The sequence below is a fragment of the Pollutimonas harenae genome (assembly GCF_004153685.1).
In the GTDB taxonomy this organism is placed as follows: domain Bacteria; phylum Pseudomonadota; class Gammaproteobacteria; order Burkholderiales; family Burkholderiaceae_B; genus Pusillimonas_C; species Pusillimonas_C harenae.
The window spans coordinates 852,093-866,533 of the sequence record NZ_SDQD01000001.1 but is presented as its reverse complement, the minus strand read 5'-3'; the positions used below and the strand labels follow the sequence as shown (position 1 = coordinate 866,533).

Sequence of the window (14,441 nt, the reverse complement as noted above, 5' to 3'; positions counted from 1 at the left end):
ACAAACATGCAGAAACTCAAGGCGCTGGCAGCGCTATTCACCCTATCGCTTGCGGCGGCAAGTTCCGTCCAGGCAGCGGGCTACCCCGAAAAACCAGTCAAGATCATTGTGGCCTACCAGGCGGGCCAGGGCACTGATATTGCCACGCGCTACTTTGCCGACCACCTGACCAAGGCAATGGGGCAAACATTCTTTGTAGAAAACCGCGGCGGTGCCGGCGGTAATATCGGCACCCAGGCTGCGGCGCGCGCCGAGCCCGACGGCTATACCCTGACCATGGGTACCAACGCCACTCACGTATTGAACAGCTTCTTGTATTCATCCTTGCCTTTCGACCCGGTCAAGGATTTCGAACCCATTATTCTCGTGGGTTCCTTCCCCATGGTGGTTGCCACAACGCCCAACACCCCATTCAACTCCATCAGCGACATTCTTGCCTCATCCAAGGCATCCAGCCGGTCGGCAGACATCGGCATGCCGAGCACTACGGCCAGACTGGTCTACGAGCTGCTGAAAGACAAGACTGGCGCACCGCTGTTCGGCGTGCCATACAAAGGCTCATCGATGGCTATCAGCAATCTGATAGGCGGCGAAATACCCTTATCCATCGACACCGTGACCGCCATACGCGCACAGGTGGCTGCAGGCAAGATTAAAGCCATCGCCGTCACCAGCAGCGAAGAAACTGATCTGCTTCCAGGCGTTCCCACAGTAGCCAGCCAGGGTGTAGACGACTTCGAGGTCATTGCATGGAATGCGCTGTTCGCGCCCAAGGGCACTCCCAAAGACATCATCACAAAGATCAATCTGGAATTGCAAAAGTTTCTTGCCATGCCGGAAACCCGCAAGCGTCTGCTTGAGCTTGGGTACGACGCCGGCGGCGGCTCACCCGATAAGCTGGCGCAGTTCACCCAAGCAGAACGTGAGAAATGGGCACCCATCATCAAAAAGGCCGGAATCAAGATCCAGTAGGCCTGCAGCGGGATAGATGCCAGCTCCGTTATCATCGGGGCTGGATCCCTCTTTCAAACAACGCCATGATCGCCACACCCAGCATTTCGCCCCCCCCCAAGCCCACCCAACGCATCCGGCCGGTACCCGCTGTCACGCGCGCCATTGCCATATTGCGTCTGCTGGGCAAGACCAAAGAGCCCATGAATGTCAAAAGCATTTCCGATGCGCTCGACCTGGTGCCCAGCACCTGCCTGCACATTCTCCGAGCCCTGACCGCCGAGAAGCTGCTGGCCTTTGACAGCGCGTCAAAACGCTACCGCCTGGGCACGGGCATGCTGGTGCTGGCCCGCAGTGTCATGGAAACCAATTCCTTTGCGCAGGTCGTGCAGCCCGCCCTGGACCTGGTCTCTGAAAAATGGGGCGTCACCGCCATCGGTGTCGAGGTCGACCTGCACCATATGGTCGTCACCGCCCTGTCGCGGTCGAAACTGCCGTTTCGCCTGCATGTCGATGTGGGCAGCCGCTTCCCCGGGTTGATCAGCGCAACTGGCCGGCTGGTGGCTGCTTATGGCCATTATTCCCGACAAGAGATCGACCAGCAGTTCGCCTCTCTGCGCTGGCACAAACCCATCAGCCTTGCCTCCTGGCACAAAGAAGTCGAGACGGCAAAAGAAAATGGCTACAGCCTGGACAGCGACGGCTACATTGCCGGCATCACCCTGATCGCCGTGCCGGTGCTTAATGCTCGACAACACATCACGCACACTATCGTCGCCGCCAGCATCAGCCATCAAATGAGCCAGAACGAAACCGACGCCCTGATTCAGGAGCTCAAGTCACATGCCCGCCGCACTTCCGAGCAACTCTATTCCGGAGACGACACACCATGACGCGAAGCGTTGACCCAGACGATACCAACTGGCGCGAGCGCAGCGTCCCCGGGCTGATGGACACGCTGGGACCACTGCTGAGCAAAAAAGACGGTGATCAATGGCTGTACGGCTTACGCATACGCCAGGAACACCTTAACCCATTCAATATCGTGCACGGTGGCACCATCACCACGCTGATGGACCAGACTGTCAGTGTGGTCGCCTGGGCACATACCCATAAGTCACCCTGCGTGACCGTCCAGCTGAATGTCAGCTTTCTGGGCTCAGCCCGGTTGGGCGATCTGCTGGTCGCCAGCGGCCGGGTCGTCAAGGCAACCGGATCATTGCTGTTTGTAGAGGGTCATATTATGGTGAATGAGAACGTCATCGCTACCGCTCAAGGGGTGATGAAACGTGTAAACCCCAATTGACGTTTACGTAAACGTCAATCTAATATGAGCACGATAATAGGCAAATTCTGCTAAGTTTGCCGTATCGACCCCACAGCAACCACAGCCGGAATGGTCTTTACCATTCTGTGCCCATAGCACCGACACGGAGACCATCATGAATCTTCCCGGCTTGAACTTCAACCTGGGTTCCGACCTGGATATGCTGCGCGACGCAGTCCACGACTTTGCCCAGGCCGAAATCGCGCCACGCGCGGCTGAAATCGATCGCAGCGACCAGTTCCCCATGGAGTTATGGCGCAAATTCGGCGAGCTTGGCGTGCTGGGCATGACGGCCGACGAAGCCTACGGCGGCACGAATATGGGCTATCTGGCCCATATGATCGTGATGGAAGAAATTTCGCGCGCCAGCGCATCGGTCGCTCTGTCCTACGGTGCCCACTCCAATCTGTGCGTAAATCAAATCCATCGCAACGGTACTGAAGCGCAAAAGCAAAAATACCTGCCCAAGCTCATCAGCGGCGAACACGTGGGTGCCCTGGCCATGAGCGAGCCAGGCGCTGGCTCGGACGTGGTCAGCATGAAACTGCGGGCCGAAAGGAAGGGCGATCGCTATGTACTGAACGGCAACAAAATGTGGATCACCAACGGCCCCGACGCCGATACCCTGGTTGTCTACGCCAAAACCGACCCTGAAGCCAAACAGCGCGGCATCACAGCCTTCATTATCGAAAAGGGGTACAAGGGATTTTCGATTGCTCAAAAGCTCGACAAGCTGGGCATGCGCGGCAGCCACACGGGCGAACTGGTTTTCCAGGACTGCGAGGTTCCCGAAGAAAACATTCTGGGCGAGCTCAATGGGGGCGTCAAAGTCCTCATGAGTGGGCTGGACTACGAGCGCGCTGTATTGGCCGGCGGGCCCCTGGGCATCATGCAAGGCGTCATGGACGTGGTCGTGCCTTATATCCACGATCGCAAGCAATTCGGTCAATCCATAGGCGAGTTCCAACTCATACAGGGCAAGGTTGCCGACCTGTACACCACTTTGCAGGCCAGCCGCGCGTTCTGCTATGCCGTTGGCAAAAATCTCGATCAACCAGGCAGCGGACATGCGCGCGAAGTGCGTAAAGATTGCGCCGCCGTCATTCTGTATTGCGCCGAAAAAGCCACCTGGATGGCGGGCGAAGGCATACAAATACTGGGTGGTAACGGCTACATCAATGAATACCCCACCGGACGCCTGTGGCGCGACGCCAAGCTGTATGAAATCGGCGCCGGCACCAGCGAAATCCGCCGCATGCTGATCGGCCGCGAACTGTTCAACGAGACGGCCTGAGCCGCTACAAGCTGACAAACGCCATGATCTACACCTCGGATCACCAGCATATCGAGCCAGTCCCGCGTTCGGGTCTGGCTCCGCAAGCTGTGGCGCAAACCATGCTCGACGGCTTCAACCGTCATTACTCCTTGTTTCGTTATTGCGCCCAGCGCGCCAAAGCCCTGTACGAATCCGGCAATTGGCGAGGTATTCAGCAACTTGCACAAGAACGGATCGAATACTACGACACCCGCGTGCGCGAATGCGTCACGCTGTTGACCTCAGCGCTGAAAGGTAGCGAAGCCAGCCCCGAAGGCGCCTCGGCGTTCACTGACCTGACCACGGCGCAAACCGCATTCTGGCAGGCCGTCAAGGCCCATTATGTGGCCCTGCTGGCCGACCACAAGCAACCGGAGTGTGCCGAGACTTTTTTCAACTCCGTATCGTGCCGCGTGCTGCATCGCGAATACTTTCATAACGACTTCCTGTTCGTGCGACCGGCCATCGCCACCGAATACCTCGACAGCAAGCTGCCGTCGTATCGCGTTTACTACCCATCCAGTGCAGGCCCGCACAAGACGCTGATCAAACTGATTGCCGATTTCGGCCTGGCAGCGCCATTCAACGATTTGCCAGCCGACACGCGCCAGGCCTTGCGCCGGGCCATACACCAGCTTCGACGCATCATTCCCAAAGACGCAGGCCAGCGCATCGCACCTGACTGCCAGATACATGTTCTGAACTCGCTGTTCTTCCGCAACAAGGGCGCTTATGTCGTGGGCCGCCTGATCAATCAGGGCAATATCTACCCCTTCGCCATTGCTCTGCTGCACACCCCCTCGGGGCATATCCGCCTTGACGCCCTGTTGCACACACCCGACGACCTGAGCACGCTGTTCAGCTTTACCCGTGCCTATTTTCTGGTCGATATGGAAACACCTGCCGCCTACGTGCATTTTCTTACGACCTTGCTGCCGCGTAAGCCCAAGGCCGAACTCTACACCACCATAGGTCTGCAAAAGCAAGGCAAGACGCTGTTCTACCGCGACTTCCTGCAACACCTGGCACATTCACACGATGCCTTCGATATTGCTCCCGGCATCAAGGGCATGGTCATGACGGTGTTCACTCTGCCGTCCTATCCTTATGTATTCAAGCTGATCCGCGACCGCATTGCCAAGCCGGGCATGGATCACGCCACAGTCAGGCTCAAATACCAGCTCGTCAAGAAGCATGACCGGGTCGGGCGCATGGCCGACACCTGGGAGTACTCGCAGGTGGCTTTGCCCCGCGAGCGTTTCTCGCAGGCACTACTCGAAGAATTACGCAGTCAGGTACCCAGCCTGATAGACGACAGCGGAGCCAATATCGTCCTGCGCCATGTGTATATAGAACGGCGCATGTCTCCACTCAACCTATATCTGAAACGCGCTTCCGACGCCGTACTGGATACCGCCATCAAAGGCTATGGCGATGCCATACGCGAGCTGGCGGCGGCCAATATCTTTCCGGGCGACATGCTGTTCAAGAACTTTGGTGTCACGCGTCTGGGGCGGGTTGTGTTCTATGATTACGATGAAATTCAACGCATGACGGAAATGAACTTCCGGCGCATTCCACCTGCACCGTATCCCGAAGCCGAACTATCCGGCGAACCCTGGTATCCGGTGGGAGCCAACGATGTATTTCCAGAAGAATTTCCAAGCTTTTTATTGGGTGACCCACGTGTGCGGGCAGCTTTCCTGAAGTACCACGCCGAACTACTGGACGCGGACTGGTGGCAAGCCTGCCGCCAGAGGGCTGCGAACGGTCGTATCGAAGATATCTACCCCTACAACGAGAGCCGGCGTCTGTCCGACGTCGCCCTGCACACCAGCACCCCATCTTTGACGCATTTTTCAGGAGTAAAACATGTCTGATCCTATCGTTATCGTATCTGTCGCCCGCACGCCCATGGGCGGCATGATGGGCAGCTTATCGGGCCTGGCCGCACACGAGCTGGGCTCAACCGTCATCAAGGCGGCCGTCGAGCGCGCTGGCATCCAGGGCGAAGCCATCGATGAAGTCATTATGGGTAATGTGCTGCAGGCCGGCCAGGGACAGGCCCCTGCACGCCAGGCGGCGCTGGGCGCCGGCCTGCCTCTGGGCGTGGGCTGCACCACCATACATAAGGTATGCGGATCGGGCCTTAAAGCAGCCATGTTCGGCCACGATATCCTGCTTGCGGGCAGCGCCGACGTAGTCGTTGCTGGCGGCCAAGAGAGCATGAGCAACGCCCCTTACCTGCTGCTGCGTGGCCGCCAGGGCTATCGCTATGGCCACTCCACTGTCTATGACCACATGGCACTGGATGGCCTGGAAGACGCCTATCAGCGCGGCACCGCCATGGGCGTCTTTGCCGAAGACTGCGCCGCCAAGTACACCTTCACCCGTGAACAGCAAGACGCCTTCTCGCTCGAGTCGCTGCGCCGCGCTCGTGCCGCCACCGAAGATGGCAGCTTCAAATGGGAGATCACCCCCGTCACCGTGGCCGGCCGCAAGGGCGACACCATCATCGACACCGACGAGGCACCGACCAAGGCCATGCCTGAAAAAATCCCCACGCTGAAACCCGCCTTCAAGAAAGACGGCACGGTCACGGCAGCCAACTCCTCGTCAATTTCAGACGGTGCAGCAGCCATGGTGCTGATGCGCGAGTCCATGGCCAAGAAACTGGGAGCCACACCGCTGGCCCGTATTGTCGGCCACACCCAGCATTCGCAAGAACCTGGCTGGTTCACTACAGCACCGGTTGGCGCCATCAACAAGCTGCTTACCAAAAATGGCTGGAAGGCCGAAGACGTGGACTTGTACGAAATCAACGAAGCCTTTGCCGTCGTCACCATGGCCGCCATGGTTGAGCTAAAGCTGCCGCACGACAAAGTCAACATCCACGGCGGTGCTACGGCGCTGGGCCATCCTATCGGCGCCTCGGGTGCCCGTCTGCTGACGACACTGGTCGGCGCATTGCGCAAAACCGGCGGCAAGCGCGGTGTTGCCTCGCTGTGCATAGGCGGTGGCGAAGCAGTGGCGCTGGCCATTGAAATGGTCTAGCGCAGCAACCCACCTGGAGCGTAGCCGATGGCCAGCATCGGCCCACGCTCCCAGTCCTTTTTTCAGGAATAGCAATGCCCATCATTGAATCCCGCATCAACCCGCGATCACAAGCGTTCGCCGATAATGCGCGCGCCATGCAGGAGCAGGTCGACGATCTGTTGGAAAAACTGCGTCAAGTCGCCCAAGGCGGCAGCGAATCCGCACGAGCCAAGCATCTGGCGCGCGGCAAGCTCTTGCCTCGCGATCGCGTCGAGCGGCTGCTGGATCCGGGCACGCCATTCCTGGAGCTGTCTCCACTGGCCGCTTATAACGTCTACGACAACGTCGCGCCCGGTGCAGGGGTGATAACCGGCATAGGCCGCGTGGCAGGCGTCGAATGCGTGATCGTCTGTAACGACGCTACAGTCAAAGGCGGTACTTACTACCCTCTTACGGTCAAGAAGCATTTGCGGGCACAGGAAATCGCCCAACAGAACCGCTTGCCATGCATCTACCTGGTTGACTCCGGCGGCGCCAACCTGCCCAACCAGGACGAAGTCTTTCCTGACCGCGACCATTTCGGCCGCATCTTCTACAACCAGGCCAATATGTCGGCCCAGGGCATCGCCCAGATCGCCGTGGTCATGGGTTCGTGCACCGCTGGCGGTGCCTACGTACCTGCCATGAGCGACGAATCCATCATCGTCAAGAACCAGGGCACCATCTTCCTGGGCGGCCCGCCGCTGGTCAAGGCCGCCACAGGCGAAGAAGTCACGGCCGAAGATCTGGGCGGCGGCGATGTGCACACACGGCTGTCCGGCGTAGCCGACCATCTGGCCAACAACGACCTGCATGCGCTGGCGCTGGCCCGCAGCGCGGTAGGCCGGCTCAACCACCACAAACCCGTCCAGCTGCAGCGCCGTCCCTTTGCCGAACCCTTGTACGACCCGCAAGAGTTGAACGGCATCATCCCGAACGACACGCGCAAGCCTTACGACGTACGTGAAGTCATTGCCCGCGTTGTCGATGGTTCGGAGTTCGACGAATTCAAGGCTCGCTTCGGCACCACGCTGATTACCGGTTTTGCCCATATCCATGGCATGCCCGTAGGCATCATTGCCAACAACGGCATCCTGTTTTCCGAAGCCGCCCAAAAAGGCACACACTTTATCGAGCTGTGCTGCCAGCGCAAAATACCTCTGGTCTTTCTGCAGAACATCACCGGCTTCATGGTGGGCCGCAAGTACGAGAACGAAGGCATCGCACGACATGGCGCCAAAATGGTCACAGCCGTGTCGACCGCCTCCGTGCCCAAATTCACCGTGCTGATAGGCGGCTCTTTTGGCGCCGGCAACTACGGCATGTGCGGTCGCGCCTTCGGGCCGCGCTTGTTGTTTCTGTGGCCCAATGCCCGCATATCGGTCATGGGTGGCGAACAGGCGGCCAGCGTGCTGGCTACCGTGCGCCGCGACGGCATCGAAGCCAAAGGCGGGCAATGGAGCGCCGATGAAGAGGAGGCCTTCAAGGCTCCCATACGCCAGCAATACGAAGAAGAAGGCCATCCTTACTACGCCACGGCTCGCCTATGGGACGACGGCATCATCATGCCGGCCGACACGCGCCGCGTGCTGGCCCTCAGCTTGTCCGCCGCACTGAATGCCCCCATAGAAGACACGCGTTTCGGCGTGTTCCGCATGTAATCGCAAGGAGTCGACGTGTTCAACACTTTACTGATAGCCAATCGCGGCGAAATCGCCTGCCGTGTGGCAGCCACCGCCCGTCGTCTGGGCTTGCGCACGGTGGCCGTCTATTCAGATGCCGATGCCAATGCACGCCACGTCGCGGCTTGCGATACTGCCGTCCATATTGGCGGCCCGGAGCCGCGCGCTAGCTATCTGCGCGCAGATGCCATTCTCGAGGCCGCCCGCAAAACGGGCGCCCAGGCCGTGCACCCCGGCTACGGCTTTCTGTCCGAAAACGAGGCTTTCGCTCAGGCCTGCGCCGATGCAGGAATTATTTTCGTAGGGCCGCCCAACAGTGCCATTGCGGCCATGGGCAGCAAGTCGGCGGCCAAGACGCTCATGGAAAAAGCCGGTGTACCGCTGGTGCCTGGCTATCATGGCGACAATCAGGACCCGCAGTTCCTGCAATCGCAGGCTGATGCCATGGGTTACCCGGTACTGATCAAGGCCAGTGCCGGCGGCGGCGGCAAGGGCATGCGCATCGTCGAGAGCAGCGCAGCCTTCGCCGAAGCCCTGGCCTCGTGCAAGCGCGAAGCTGCCAGCAGCTTTGGCGACGACAAGGTCCTGATCGAGCGCTATCTGCAAAAGCCCCGCCACATCGAGATCCAGGTCTTTGCCGATACCCAGGGCAATTGTGTTTATTTGTTCGAGCGCGACTGCTCGGTACAAAGACGGCATCAGAAAGTCATCGAAGAAGCACCCGCCCCCGGCATGACCGAAGAGCGCCGCCGTGCCATGGGCGAGGCAGCGGTCGCGGCTGCGAAGGCCGTCAACTATGTGGGTGCCGGCACGGTTGAATTCATTGCCGAGCCTGACGGCCGCTTTTACTTCATGGAAATGAACACGCGCCTGCAGGTCGAGCACCCAGTAACCGAAATGATTACCGGACATGACCTGGTGGAGTGGCAGTTGCGCATTGCCGCCGGCGAACCTCTGCCGGTCACGCAGGAAGCACTGAGCATTACAGGACACGCCATCGAAGCGCGCATTTATGCCGAGAATCCCGACAAGGGTTTCCTGCCTTCCATAGGCACATTGAGCACGCTGGATTTTCCAACGCATGTTGCATTCAAGAACGGCGATGTGCGGATAGACGGCGGCGTACAAGCTGGCGACACGATCACGCCTTTTTACGACCCCATGATTGCCAAGCTGATCGTGCGTGGCAACGACCGCGAGCAGGCACGCGCACGGATGGTGCAGGCACTGGGCGAAATCCATAGCGTAGGGGTGCAGACCAATATCGCCTTCCTGCGCCGCCTGATGCTGGATGAATCTTTCGCACAGGCCGATCTGGACACGGGCTTGATCGAGCGGCAGCACGACAGTCTGTTTCCTCCTGCCCAGCCAGCCAGTGACAGCACGCTGGCATTGGCCATCGTCGCAGTCCTGGCTCACAGAGGGCAGCTGCATTCGGTCCGACGTCAGAACAAGGCGCCGGTAGATCCTTGGGCCCGATCCGATGGCTGGCGCGTGGCGGGATGCTACACCCAGGCTTTCGAGCTGCTGGATCAGGACGAGCTGCGGCAAGTTTCTGTGCAGCGCGATGCAGAGCAATGGACTTATCGCCACAAGGGCGAGGCGGTATCGCTGGAATGGGATGCACAGGCCGTTACGCCGGGGCAGTATCGCTTGCGGCTACGGCTGGACGGCTCCGATGCGTTTGCCACGGTTATTGTGCGTGGAGAAAACCTGCATGTGTTCCGCGAAGGTGCGGTATATGTGTTGAAGCAGCACGATGCGGTGGAGCACGCCCAGGATGACGCTGGCGGCTTTGGCGGCGGGCTGACGGCGCCTATGCCAGGAAAAATTATTTCGATTGCGGTGAAGGCGGGCGATACGGTCAAGAGCGGTGATGCGCTGCTGGTAATGGAGGCGATGAAGATGGAGCACACGATACTTGCACCAGCGGACGGTACGGTGCAGGAGGTGTTTTTCGCCGTGGGCGATCAGGTGACGGATGGGGCGGAGCTGATTGCTATTGGGGAGTGAGACATTTTTTTTAATACTGCTCAGATGGACAGCGGTTTGCAAATGAGCGTTTCTTTGCCACAACAGGGTCAAGTTGCCCGGCGCCGCGATTCAGCGTAAAGTCGTCATTAACTTTACCGGTTTCTCTTACTTATTTACTGGTTTCAAATACATCTTAGCAACCGGAATCGCGCACCTATGTTCGACATATTGGTTTATTTGTTCGAAAACTACTACACGCCGCAAGCGTGTCCCGAAGCCGATGTGCTGGCCCATAAGCTGGCGGCGGTCGGCTTCGAGCACGAAGACATCAACGATGCGCTAGGCTGGCTGCACGGGCTGGCACAAACCACCGAAGAATGCGGTGAACTGGCTCATATTCCCGTCGGCGACAGCAAACGCATTTTTACCGATCACGAATACCAAACGCTGGGCACTCAGGCCATTGGGTTCATTACCTTTCTTGAAAACTCAGGCGTGCTGCCACCCGCCCTGCGTGAAATTCTGATCGAACGCGCCCAGGCTACTGGCGAATCGCCCATTTCACTATCCAAAATCAAGATCATCGCCCTCATGGTGCTCTGGAGCCAGGAGGCCGAGGTCGATCACCTGGTATTCGAGGAACTCCTGGCCGACGACCGTACTCGCCTGTCGCACTAAGCGGTGCGCTGACAGGGCTATAGCGACAGCCGGATGGTTTCCGTATCAACACGTAGCCCTGCCTATCGCGGTCGATTCGCGCCCAGCCCCAGCGGGCCCTTGCATAATGGCTCGTTGATCGCAGCCATGGCCAGCTTCCTGGATGCCAGGGTGCATCGTGGGAGCTGGTTGCTGCGCATTGAAGACATAGACACCCCCCGCGTGGTACCCGGCGCCGACAAGACCATCATGCACCAGCTGAGCATGTTGGGCATGCGCTGGGACGAAGATCCGGTCTGGCAGTCGCAGCGTCTTGCTTTGTATCAGGACGCGTTCGACAGGCTGTCCGCCCAGGGTGAAGTCTATGGATGCGCCTGTACACGCCAGGAACTGCCCCAGGACGGCCCTTATCCCGGCACCTGCAGCCAAGGCCTACCTCCCGGTCGCCAGCCTCGTGCGTGGCGTTTCCGCGTCTCCCAGGGGGTGGAATGCTTTCTTGATCGCTGGCAAGGCCCTCAGCAACAGGACGTCGCTGCAACCGCCGGCGATTTCATCATCAAACGTGCCGATGGACTCTGGGCCTACCAACTGGTGGTGGTGGTCGACGATGGCGAGCAGGGCATGACACATATCGTGCGCGGCGCTGATTTGCTGGATTCAACGGCGCGCCAACGCATATTGGCCCGGCATCTGGGTATAGACTACCCGTCGGTCATGCATGTTCCCTTGCTGCTCGACACGGCAGGCCGCAAGCTGTCCAAGCAGAATCACGCGGCCGCCATGGACCTTACCCATCCGCTGCACACGTTGAACCAGGCATGGCAGGCCCTGGGCTTCGAAGCGCTGACGAGTCCGGGCCTGCCGGTATTCTGGGAAACCGCGACGCAGCGTTGGGCCAACCGTTACGGCCCGTAGCGCCTCAGGCTCAAGGCGTTAATGCAAAGACCGAAGCTGCTCATCGAGCAAGCCGGTCAACAGGCCAACCCCTCGATCACCGATCCGAATCTCGCCATAGCGTGCCTGCTCGTAACGGGCTGCCTGTCCTTCCGGGAAAAACCAGGCGTCCGTCACAATGCGAATATCCCGGTCACGCAGGCGGAATTCGAGCAATAGGGCAGCCGCGTCCTGCCCCGTACCCGCCGCTTGCGCGTTGGCATCCGGAAACTCGGGCAGCACAGCCTCTACGTGATGTTCACCGTTGGCGTCGGGCCGCAGCAACAACCAGCCGCCACGCTGCTCTTCGATTGATCGAGCAACCTGGGCGGGTGCCTGTTTCAGCCATAGTCGGGTTTCCTGCTCGGCGGCAAAACGCAAGGCCATATAGTCGCCCTGCATCAGGGAGCGGGGATCCACCGGTGCCAGGGCCAAGATGGCAGTCTGCCCATGCCTGAGGATTTGTTCCCGCTGGTAAATACCGCTGTTGGCCACCACCAGCACGATGAGCAAGCCGGCCCACAAGCCTGCCACAGCCCATGGGCTACGCAAGCGGAAGGCATGGTCCGAAGCAGCCGGCCCCGAGGCCTGCGGCACTTGTGAGCTGGACGCCGGGTCCCGCGTGGCCTGCAAGCCGGAGACCTTGGCACGCAGCACAAGCCAGGACAGCAGCAACCAGCCTCCAGTCAAGCCCAGTACCAGGGACTTTTGCAGCAAACTGGCGTCCATTTGATAATAGAAGCGACTTAAGTAAGCCAGCAAGGCCAGCACCGCAAACACCAGCAAGGCGCGCTGTCGCAAGGCATAGCCCAGCACCAGCCAGAGCAAGGCCATCGATACGCCCGGTGCGCCCAACCAACCCAGGCTGGCCACTGCCAGCGCCAGTGGTGCTGCCACACCCAGGCAGCGCGGCACATGAGCCGCGCGCCACATCAGGGCGGCCAACGACAATACCGGCAGCAGGGCGCACGCCAGCCAGATCACCAACAGGCCCGGCACTTGCTGCCCCACTTCGTTCAGACCCAGGACAGTCGGCGCCGGCGTCAACCAGGCAGCCGTCTGCGTCAGGCAGACCAGCGCCCAGGCCAGCGGCAGCCAGAATACCTTCTTGCTGGCCGAACGGGCCACCGCCAACGCCAGGACCGCCGCCACCGCCAGCCACCACAAGCGCAAATACGCCGGAAAATAAGCCTGGACCGGACTGCGATCCAGCAAATCCAGGGGCATGGCGTCGATATAGTCGGGCCATGTCAGGATGTATGCCAGGGTCAGAACGAATAAGGCGCCTAGAAATCGCAAGGCCGCACCAGTAGCCAGACAGTACACAAGCAGGCCCATCAGCACGATGCCACCGGCCCTGTAGGCAGCGGCGAGCCCATCCAGATCAAACAGACCCACACCTGTCATCAGCAAGCCGGCCACCGTAAGCGTCGTACCCAATTCATCAAGCACGCTGCCACCACCGGCCCTGAGCAACAGCAGGCCCAGCCCGCAAACGATCAGGCCTATGACCCACAATTGCTCGTATTCCAGCTCAAGCGTGACGAACAGAAAGGCAATCACCAGAATGGCAGCCAGCCCCATGACGGCAATCCGCAACAAACTGAAGTACCACGGATCCAGGCTGGGCGTCTCGTCTTTGGCCGATTCGACAGCCGGATCACGAGCCGCGTCACGGATCAGTCTGGCCAGTTGGCGCAAGCCCACGCCCGCCAACACCACCAGCGCCACGATAACCAGTAGCAAACCCAACTCGGTGTCGATCCTGCTGACCAAAAATATGGCCAGCAAAACATAGGCGGTGGCCGCGGCCAGACAGGCCATGGCCAGATCGGACCGCCATGCCGTATACACACCATATATAAGGGCGCATGCCAGCAAGCCGATCGAGGCGAGCCCGCCTATGCTATTCGGGCCATCAATGCCGGCAATCATCGCCACCACCAGCCAGCCGGCTAGCGCGGTCGCCAACGCTCGCGGCCCAATACGCCAGGCGTCGTCAAACCGTGACCCGGCGCACTCCCACATTGCCAGCAGCACGGCATTCATCAAGGCCATCAACAAGCTGGCCGCCATCCAGTCCAGCGCTATGTCAAACCAGAAATGCCCACCAAATACATCAAGATATAAGGCGGCCGCCAGATTGAGCAGCAGCCCAAACAGCACGCCTATGAATACCGTGCACACCCACACCAGCCACGGTAGCAGCAATACCGCCCATAAAAGGAACAATTGCCAGGGATCAGCCCCCGTCTGATATATTTGGCCCACTAGGGCGAGTAATCCACCTACGGCAACGCTGGCTAATGAGGCAAGCACGCCAAAGGCGGAAAAATCGCGCCCTGCGGAAGGCGAAGGCCTGTCTATTGTGCGCCATGCCAACAAAACCAGCAGTACCAGCAAAAGCTGGATACCTGCCAGTTTTTGCCAGGCACCGGCATGCTCCCAATTGGCTGCAAGCCAGCAAACACCGGCGCTGGCAAGCAATAGACCAGCCAAACCGAGGGCTGATTTATGCAAAAAGGAA

11 protein-coding genes are annotated in these 14,441 nt (G+C 59.5%); 10 read left to right on the top strand and 1 reads right to left on the bottom strand.

Annotated elements, in window-relative coordinates:
* Positions 1 to 6: 6 nt before the first annotated feature.
* The 10 genes from ERD84_RS04050 (at position 7) to gluQRS (ending at position 11,896) form a co-directional block, all read left to right on the top strand.
* Positions 7 to 972, top strand: coding sequence for a Bug family tripartite tricarboxylate transporter substrate binding protein (locus ERD84_RS04050; protein ID WP_130038323.1), 966 nt, complete (start codon positions 7 to 9; stop codon positions 970 to 972).
* A 65-nt stretch (positions 973 to 1,037) separates the two neighbouring features.
* Complete coding sequence (locus ERD84_RS04045) at positions 1,038 to 1,844, top strand: IclR family transcriptional regulator (RefSeq protein WP_130038322.1); 807 nt, start codon at positions 1,038 to 1,040, stop codon at positions 1,842 to 1,844.
* Entirely contained in the window at positions 1,841 to 2,257 is a 417-nt protein-coding gene (locus tag ERD84_RS04040) for a PaaI family thioesterase (RefSeq protein ID WP_130038321.1), read from the top strand. The genes ERD84_RS04045 and ERD84_RS04040 overlap by 4 nt, the downstream gene beginning before the upstream one ends.
* Before the next feature lie 136 nt (positions 2,258 to 2,393).
* Positions 2,394 to 3,572 (top strand): isovaleryl-CoA dehydrogenase, encoded by a 1,179-nt coding sequence (locus tag ERD84_RS04035; protein WP_130038320.1) that lies wholly within the window; start codon positions 2,394 to 2,396, stop codon positions 3,570 to 3,572.
* 23 nt (positions 3,573 to 3,595) lie between these two features.
* The gene (gene aceK, locus ERD84_RS04030; RefSeq protein ID WP_130038319.1) at positions 3,596 to 5,473 is read left to right on the top strand and encodes a bifunctional isocitrate dehydrogenase kinase/phosphatase; all 1,878 of its coding nucleotides are present in this window, start codon (positions 3,596 to 3,598) and stop codon (positions 5,471 to 5,473) included.
* Positions 5,466 to 6,647: an acetyl-CoA C-acetyltransferase gene (locus ERD84_RS04025; RefSeq protein WP_130038318.1), complete on the top strand. Its 1,182-nt coding sequence runs from the start codon at positions 5,466 to 5,468 to the stop codon at positions 6,645 to 6,647. Before aceK ends, ERD84_RS04025 begins: the two co-directional genes overlap by 8 nt.
* Positions 6,648 to 6,721: 74 nt before the next feature.
* Positions 6,722 to 8,329, top strand: a complete 1,608-nt coding sequence (locus ERD84_RS04020) for a carboxyl transferase domain-containing protein (RefSeq protein ID WP_130038317.1) — start codon at positions 6,722 to 6,724, stop codon at positions 8,327 to 8,329.
* 15 nt (positions 8,330 to 8,344) lie between these two features.
* The gene (locus ERD84_RS04015; RefSeq protein ID WP_130038316.1) at positions 8,345 to 10,363 is read left to right on the top strand and encodes an acetyl/propionyl/methylcrotonyl-CoA carboxylase subunit alpha; all 2,019 of its coding nucleotides are present in this window, start codon (positions 8,345 to 8,347) and stop codon (positions 10,361 to 10,363) included.
* A gap of 177 nt (positions 10,364 to 10,540) precedes the next feature.
* Positions 10,541 to 11,002 (top strand): Smg family protein, encoded by a 462-nt coding sequence (locus ERD84_RS04010; RefSeq protein ID WP_130038315.1) that lies wholly within the window; start codon positions 10,541 to 10,543, stop codon positions 11,000 to 11,002.
* A 33-nt stretch (positions 11,003 to 11,035) separates the two neighbouring features.
* Positions 11,036 to 11,896, top strand: a complete 861-nt coding sequence (gluQRS, locus tag ERD84_RS04005) for a tRNA glutamyl-Q(34) synthetase GluQRS (protein ID WP_130038314.1) — start codon at positions 11,036 to 11,038, stop codon at positions 11,894 to 11,896.
* A gap of 18 nt (positions 11,897 to 11,914) precedes the next feature.
* On the opposite strand, the gene ERD84_RS04000 is transcribed toward gluQRS, so the two are convergent.
* The gene (locus ERD84_RS04000) at positions 11,915 to 14,434 is read right to left on the bottom strand and encodes a GDYXXLXY domain-containing protein (protein WP_167667240.1); all 2,520 of its coding nucleotides are present in this window, start codon (positions 14,432 to 14,434) and stop codon (positions 11,915 to 11,917) included.
* Positions 14,435 to 14,441 lie beyond the last annotated feature (7 nt).